7 protein-coding genes and 1 pseudogene are annotated in these 6,385 nt (G+C 62.6%); 7 read left to right on the top strand and 1 reads right to left on the bottom strand.

Annotated features, from left to right (window positions below):
• Nucleotides 1-190: 190 nt before the first annotated feature.
• Nucleotides 191-1,111 (top strand): translation elongation factor Ts, encoded by a 921-nt coding sequence (tsf, locus tag EOA22_RS21420; protein ID WP_013531764.1) that lies wholly within the window; start codon nucleotides 191-193, stop codon nucleotides 1,109-1,111.
• Nucleotides 1,112-1,145: 34 nt separating this feature from the next.
• On the opposite strand, the gene EOA22_RS21415 is transcribed toward tsf, so the two are convergent.
• On the bottom strand, nucleotides 1,146-2,072 hold the full coding sequence (locus EOA22_RS21415) for a LysR family transcriptional regulator (protein ID WP_063167965.1): 927 nt from the start codon (nucleotides 2,070-2,072) through the stop codon (nucleotides 1,146-1,148).
• A 116-nt stretch (nucleotides 2,073-2,188) separates the two neighbouring features.
• On the opposite strand from EOA22_RS21415, the gene EOA22_RS21410 reads away from it, so the two are divergent.
• The 6 genes and pseudogenes from EOA22_RS21410 to EOA22_RS21385 all read left to right on the top strand — a co-directional run.
• Nucleotides 2,189-2,716 (top strand): nuclear transport factor 2 family protein, encoded by a 528-nt coding sequence (locus EOA22_RS21410; RefSeq protein WP_063167966.1) that lies wholly within the window; start codon nucleotides 2,189-2,191, stop codon nucleotides 2,714-2,716.
• 37 nt (nucleotides 2,717-2,753) lie between these two features.
• The gene (locus EOA22_RS21405; RefSeq protein WP_063167967.1) at nucleotides 2,754-3,863 is read left to right on the top strand and encodes an aldo/keto reductase; all 1,110 of its coding nucleotides are present in this window, start codon (nucleotides 2,754-2,756) and stop codon (nucleotides 3,861-3,863) included.
• Nucleotides 3,864-4,010: 147 nt separating this feature from the next.
• Nucleotides 4,011-4,733 (top strand): UMP kinase, encoded by a 723-nt coding sequence (gene pyrH / locus EOA22_RS21400; protein WP_013531760.1) that lies wholly within the window; start codon nucleotides 4,011-4,013, stop codon nucleotides 4,731-4,733.
• Between the two features lie 92 nt (nucleotides 4,734-4,825).
• Nucleotides 4,826-5,380 (top strand): ribosome recycling factor, encoded by a 555-nt coding sequence (gene frr, locus EOA22_RS21395; protein ID WP_013531759.1) that lies wholly within the window; start codon nucleotides 4,826-4,828, stop codon nucleotides 5,378-5,380.
• A gap of 34 nt (nucleotides 5,381-5,414) precedes the next feature.
• Nucleotides 5,415-6,149: an isoprenyl transferase gene (locus EOA22_RS21390; protein ID WP_013531758.1), complete on the top strand. Its 735-nt coding sequence runs from the start codon at nucleotides 5,415-5,417 to the stop codon at nucleotides 6,147-6,149.
• A pseudogene (locus EOA22_RS21385) lies at nucleotides 6,146-6,385 on the top strand (phosphatidate cytidylyltransferase); the annotation flags it as partial. The gene EOA22_RS21390 and the pseudogene EOA22_RS21385, both read left to right, overlap by 4 nt.

Here is a 6,385-nt window from a genome sequence, read left to right as displayed (position 1 = left end):
GTCGACATCGGCGCTTCGGTCGAAGCTCCGGTCGAACCCGCGCTCGACCCGGCTCCGGCGTCGGAAGCCCCCGAAGCTTGATAAGCGAAGGCCGGTTGCGGCCTTCATCTTTCTCATATTCTGGCACGCTAAACAGACGCACCATCGAATACCGATGGTGCGTCGGTGCATTTAAAACAAAGAGGCGACAATGAGCATTTCGGCTGCACAGGTCAAAGAACTCCGCGACTTGACCGGCGCGGGCATGATGGATTGCAAGGCGGCGTTGACCGAGACCAACGGCAACATGGAAGAGGCCGTCGACTGGCTGCGCAAGAAGGGTATCTCCAAGGCTGACAAGAAGGCTGGCCGCACCGCGGCTGAGGGCCTGATCGGCGTCGACAACGGCGTGCGCGAGGCTGCCGTCGTCGAGGTCAATTCCGAGACCGACTTCGTTGCCCGCAACGCCGCGTTTCAGGAAATCGTCGCCAATGTTGCCAAGGTTGCGCTGGCCTACGGCACGACGGAAGCTGTGGCCGCCGCAAAGTATCCAGGTTCCGACAAGTCGGTTGCCGACACCATCAAGGACGCTGTCGGCACCATCGGCGAAAACATGGGCTTCCGCCGCTCGGCCAAGCTCACCGTCCCGCACGGTGCTGTCGCCACCTACGTCCACAACGCAGTTGCCGATGGTCTTGGCAAGCTCGGCGTTCTGGTCGCGATCGAGACCACGGGCAATGAGCATGCCGCCAATGCCTTTGGCCGCCAGGTTGCCATGCATGTCGCCGCCACCAACCCGCTGGCGCTGACGGCCGAGCAGATCGATCCGGCTGCGGTCGAGCGCGAGAAGGCGATCTTCGCCGATCAGGCGCGCCAGTCCGGCAAGCCGGAAGCGATCATCGAAAAGATGGTCGAAGGCCGCCTACGCAAGTTCTATGAGGAAGTCGTGCTCCTGAAGCAGGCCTTCGTGCTCAATCCCGACATCACTGTCGAGCAGGCACTGAAGGATGCCGAGAAGGAAATCGGCGCTCCGGCCAAGATTTCCGCCTATCTGCGCTTTGCGCTCGGCGAAGGCATTGAAAAGGAAGAGACCGATTTCGCGGCGGAAGTCGCGGCTGCGGTGAAGAAATAATCCTTACAAATAGCCCCTGAAGGGGCTTCTCAGCTCAGGCAACTCGGCCGGGTGTCCGCAAGGATGCCCGGCCGATTTCTTGTGCGGTGTCGATAAAGGCCCTGAGCTTCGGCGCCATTGACGCCCGGCGCGGGAAATAGAGGAATAGCCCCGGTTCCTCGATCGCCGTCTGCGGCAGCACCTGGACCAGGCGGCCCGCGGCAAGATCGGCGCGCGCCAGCGGTTCGAAGACATAGGCAAGCCCGACGCCTGCAAGCGCAAGATCGATTGCTGCGAGCGAATCCGTCACGACAACGCTGCCCCGCGTCTCCATGGCGATGTCCTTGCCATCCTCGATCAGATCCCAGCGATAGAGCGCACCGGAGCGGACGAGCCGGTAGCCAATACAATTGTGGTTCGCCAAATCGGCAACGCTGCTGGGACGGCCGTGCCGTCCGATATAAACGGGCGAGGCCACGATGACGACGGAGAACGGCGGCGTCAGCCGGACCGCGACCATGTCCTGGGCGATCATCTCGCCAAGCCGGATGCCGGCATCGAAGCCTTCGCCGACGATATCAACCAGACCCTGGTCAGCGAAGACCTCGACGGTAACCTCCGGATAGCGCTCGGCCATCGCGGCGACCACCGGCGTCACCGCCAATGGTATGGCGATGTTGGAGGCGTTGATCCTGAGCAGGCCAGACGGCCTGCCTTTGACGCTGCGGATACGGTCCATCCGCTCGGCAATATCCTGGAGGGCCGGAGCCGCCGTTTCCACCAGCGCCTTGCCGGCCTCGGTGAGCGAAACGCTGCGCGTCGTCCGTGCGAACAAAGGCTGGCCGATCCGCTCTTCGACAATGCGCACCGCATGGCTGACTGCCGAAGGGCTCATGCCGAGTTCGGCGGCGGCAAGCGCAAAGCCGCCGCGTCGGGCCACGGCGACGATCACAGGCAAGTGGGTGAGCAGGTCCCGGTACATTCATGCATGATATCGCATGGTCCATACGAACAATGCAATCTTATCGATGTCGACCGAGCGGTCCACATTGCCGGCCGCACGTCGGCGATGGGCTGATGGCATCGAGGAGAAAGAACATGAATGCGTTGAAGCGCGTAACTTTCGCGGCAGGCATGGCGTTGGCGCCGATGGACGCCGGCGGGGCGGAGCCATCAGACTGGCGGGCCCTCGCAGACGAACGCGCGGTCATTCGCATTGCCGATGCCATCGACCGGGCCGTCGACGCCCAGGACTGGAAGCTTGCACGCAGCTATTTCGCGGATCGGGCCACTGCCGATTTCAGCAGCCTTTCCGGACAGCCGGCGGCCAACATCGCTTCCGACGACCTGATTGGCGCCTGGGCGGCCAACCTCAAGGGCAGCAAGACAAGCCTGCATCTGCGCACCAATCACCAGGTCGTTCTCGAAGGGGACACGGCGACTGTCCTGTCGAACGGCTATGCCTGGAACCGGATGGAAGGCAATGGCGACCCGCTTTGGGAGGTCTGGGGCACCTATGAGCATCACCTGACGCGTTTTGCGGATGGCTGGAAGGTCGATGGCTTTGCGTTCCGCATGACACACGAGCGCGGCAATCCCTGGGTCAAGACCACTCCGGGCCAGTGACGCTCGGGCATCTATCACCAAGCATTGGAAGACGATTATGACCATGACCTACTACACTCTTGGCAACAGCGGCCTCAGGGTCAGCCGGCTGGCGCTGGGCACGATGACTTTCGGCACGGAATGGGGCTGGGGAGCCGACAGGGATACGGCGCGGGCGATGTTCGACGCCTATGTCGAGGCGGGCGGCAATTTCTTCGACACGGCGGATCTCTACACAGACGGCACGGCCGAAGCCTGGCTTGGCGAATTCATCGCCGAGCGCGGCTTGCGCGACATGGCGGTGATCGCCAGCAAGTTCACCATGAACATGCAGCCCGGCAATCCGAATGCCGGCGGCAATGGCCGCAAGAACATCATGCGGGCCGTCGATGCTTCGCTGAAACGGTTGGGGACCGACTATATCGATCTCTATCTCATGCATGTCTGGGACAGGCTGACCCCGGCCGAGGAGGTCATGCGCACGCTGGACGACCTGGTTCGGATGGGCAAGGTGCGCCATGTCGGTCTTTCGGATGTGCCCGCCTGGTATGCGGGCCGCGCACAGGCGATCGCCGAATTGCGCGGATATGAGCCGGTTTCGGCGCTACAGCTCGAATATTCATTGGCCGAACGCGCGATCGAGAATGAGTTCGTGCCATTCGGCACGCGCCATGGCGCCGGCATCATGGTGTGGAGCCCGCTGGCCAGCGGACTGCTGAGCGGCAAGTATCGGCCGGCTCAGGCCGGAACCGCGGGCCGGCTCGACGGATTTCGCAACTCGACGCATCCGGGGTTCCAAAAGTTCACGCAACGCAACTGGGCTATCGTGGCCGAACTCGAGAAGGTCGCATCCGAGATCGGCCGCAGCATGCCTCAGGTCGCGCTCAACTGGGTAGCGACGCAGCCGGGGATCGCGACCGTCATTCTCGGTGCGACGACGCTCAGCCAAATGCAGGACAATCTTGGCGCGCTGGATTTCGAGATTCCGAAAGCGCATCGCGACCGGCTGGAGAGGGTCAGCAGAACTCCAGCGCCGTTTCCCTATTCCTATTTCGGCGCGCAGATACAGGCGCGCGTCACCGGCGGCGCGACAACCGGCGACAAGCCCTCCAACTACGTGTCACCGGTGCTTATCGAAGGAGAGTCGGCCAGCGTGTCCACCAATTGATTGATGGGACAGGAAACCGGCGAATTTGCCGTTTGGGCGCCGCGTGACATCGCGGCGCCCTTCGTGTATCGGAACGCCATTGTTTCGAGGCGGCGCCTGCGCGAGGGTAGCCACCGAAACGCGCCACATGCAAATGAAGAGGCCCAGATGACGGTGAAGCCCCTCTACCGACGTGTCTTGTTGAAAGCGTCGGGCGAAGCGTTGATGGGCGAGCAGCATTTCGGCATCGACGTTTCAGTGGTGGATCGCATCGCCGGCGACATCGCCGAGGCGCGTGCATTGGGCATCGAGGTCGGTGTCGTCATCGGCGGCGGCAACATCTTTCGCGGCGTGGCCGTTGCCTCCAAGGGCGGCGACCGTGTCACCGGCGACCACATGGGCATGCTTGCCACGGTGATCAACTCGCTGGCGCTGCGCACGTCGTTGAACAAGATCGGCGTCGACGCCGTGGTGCTTTCGGCGATCGCCATGCCCGAACTTTGCGAGAGCTTTTCGCAGCGCCAGGCGACTGCCTACATGAACCAGGGCAAGGTGGTGATCTTCGCCGGCGGCACCGGTAATCCGTTCTTCACCACTGATTCGGCCGCCGCCCTCCGCGCGGCTGAAATCGGCGCCGACGCACTGTTCAAGGGCACTCAGGTCGACGGCGTCTACTCGGCGGACCCGAAGAAGGACCCGAATGCGACGCGTTTCGAGCGCATCAGCCATGGCGAAGTCATAAATCGCGGCCTTTCCATCATGGATACTGCAGCGATTGCACTTGCGCGCGAAAACAACATTCCGATAATCGTCTATTCGATCCACGAAAAAGGTGGTTTCGGCGATATTCTGAGGGGCGGCGGCCGCTGCACGGTCGTCGCGGACGATTGATCGGCGGCCAGGCTCGAAGGGAAACCGGTTTTCGAAGGTCCGATTCGAAGACGGAGCAGTGAGCCCGCATTAGACGGGTCGAGGAGATAAAGATGAGTGGTGAGTACGACGATCTCAAGCGGCGCATGGATGGGGCCATCGCCGCGTTCAAGCATGATCTGGCTTCGCTGCGGACCGGTCGCGCCTCCAGCAATCTGCTTGATGCGATCCAGGTGCAGGCCTATGGCACCACCATGCCGATCAACCAGGTCGCCAACGTCTCGGTGCCGGAGCCGCGCATGATCTCGGTATCGGTATGGGACAAGTCGATGGTCGGCGCGGTCGACCGCGCGATCCGCGAATCCAATCTGGGTTTCAACCCGATCGTGGACGGCACCAACCTCAGGATTCCGCTTCCCGAACTCAACGAACAGCGACGCAAGGAACTGGTCAAGATCTCGCACACCTACGCCGAGAACGCCCGGGTCGCCGCGCGCCATGTGCGCCGCGACGGCATGGACTTCCTGAAGAAGGCGGAGAAGGACGGCGACATCAGCGAGGACGATCAGCGCAAGCGCTCGGACCAGGTTCAGAAACTTACCGACGAGACGATCAGCACCATCGACCACCTGCTTTCCGATAAGGAAGCTGAAATCATGCAGGTTTAGGGTCTTGGCCTCCGGCTGACCCGAAAGCGAGAACATGGCAACGCCCGCGCATGTCGCGATCATCATGGACGGAAACGGACGCTGGGCCAAGGCGCGCGGCTTGCCTCGTCTTGCGGGCCATCGTGCCGGCGTCGAGGCGCTGCGCAAGACGGTGCGCGCAGCACCCGGACTCGGCATCTCCTACCTGACCGTCTACGCTTTCTCGTCGGAGAACTGGTCGCGGCCGAAATCCGAGGTCAGCGACCTGATGGGCCTTCTGAAAATGTTCATCCGCCGTGACCTTGCCGAACTGCACCAGAGCGGTGTGCGGGTTAGAATCATCGGCGACCGGGCAGGGCTGCAGCCCGATATCAGGGGACTGCTCGACGAGGCCGAAACGCTGACTGCCGCAAATGAATCTCTGACGCTGGTGATCGCCTTCAACTATGGCGGACGCGACGAGATCGTTCGCACGGCGCAAAAGCTCGCTTTGGCCGTGGCGCGTGGCGAACTCGACGCCGAGGCGATATCTGCCGAAAGCTTTGCCGTTGCGCTTGATACGCAAGGCATTCCCGACCCGGAACTGGTCATTCGCACCAGCGGCGAGCTTCGGCTGTCGAATTTCCTCCTGTGGCAGGCCGCCTATAGCGAGCTTGTCTTCCTGCCTTGCTACTGGCCCGACTTCAGCCGCGAACACCTTGCCGAGGCCTTGCGTGAGTTTGCTGGCCGCGAACGCCGTTTCGGCGGACTTGGAGGCCAGGACGTCGCTTCGCGACCGGCCGCGGGATGAGCAATCTCCAGCTGCGTGTCGTTTCGGCGATCGTGCTCGCCATCATCACTCTCGGTCTGACCTGGATCGGCGGTCTGCCGTTCCGGCTGCTGTGCGCCGTGATATCGGCGGCGATCTTCTATGAATGGACCCGCATGTCGCGCCCGACCGGGGTCACGGGCCTGGGTTTCCTGCCGGAAGCATTGCTGGTCGTCTTCGTTGGCGCCTTGATCGGCGGCCTGGCCGCCTCCTGGCTG

This window comes from Mesorhizobium sp. M7A.F.Ca.US.014.04.1.1 (assembly GCF_003998745.1).
GTDB lineage: Bacteria > Pseudomonadota > Alphaproteobacteria > Rhizobiales > Rhizobiaceae > Mesorhizobium > Mesorhizobium ciceri.
Note: the sequence above shows the minus strand (reverse complement) of the source record. Positions and strands in the feature narration are given on the sequence as shown.

Excerpts from the sequence above, each read along its gene's own strand:
- tsf (WP_013531764.1), top strand. The coding sequence starts at position 191 with ATGAGCATTTCGGCTGCACAGGTCAAAGAACTCCGCGACTTGACCGGC.
- EOA22_RS21415 (WP_063167965.1), bottom strand. The coding sequence starts at position 2,072 with ATGTACCGGGACCTGCTCACCCACTTGCCTGTGATCGTCGCCGTGGCC.
- EOA22_RS21410 (WP_063167966.1), top strand. The coding sequence starts at position 2,189 with ATGAATGCGTTGAAGCGCGTAACTTTCGCGGCAGGCATGGCGTTGGCG.
- EOA22_RS21405 (WP_063167967.1), top strand. The coding sequence starts at position 2,754 with ATGACCATGACCTACTACACTCTTGGCAACAGCGGCCTCAGGGTCAGC.
- pyrH (WP_013531760.1), top strand. The coding sequence starts at position 4,011 with ATGACGGTGAAGCCCCTCTACCGACGTGTCTTGTTGAAAGCGTCGGGC.
- frr (WP_013531759.1), top strand. The coding sequence starts at position 4,826 with ATGAGTGGTGAGTACGACGATCTCAAGCGGCGCATGGATGGGGCCATC.
- EOA22_RS21390 (WP_013531758.1), top strand. The coding sequence starts at position 5,415 with ATGGCAACGCCCGCGCATGTCGCGATCATCATGGACGGAAACGGACGC.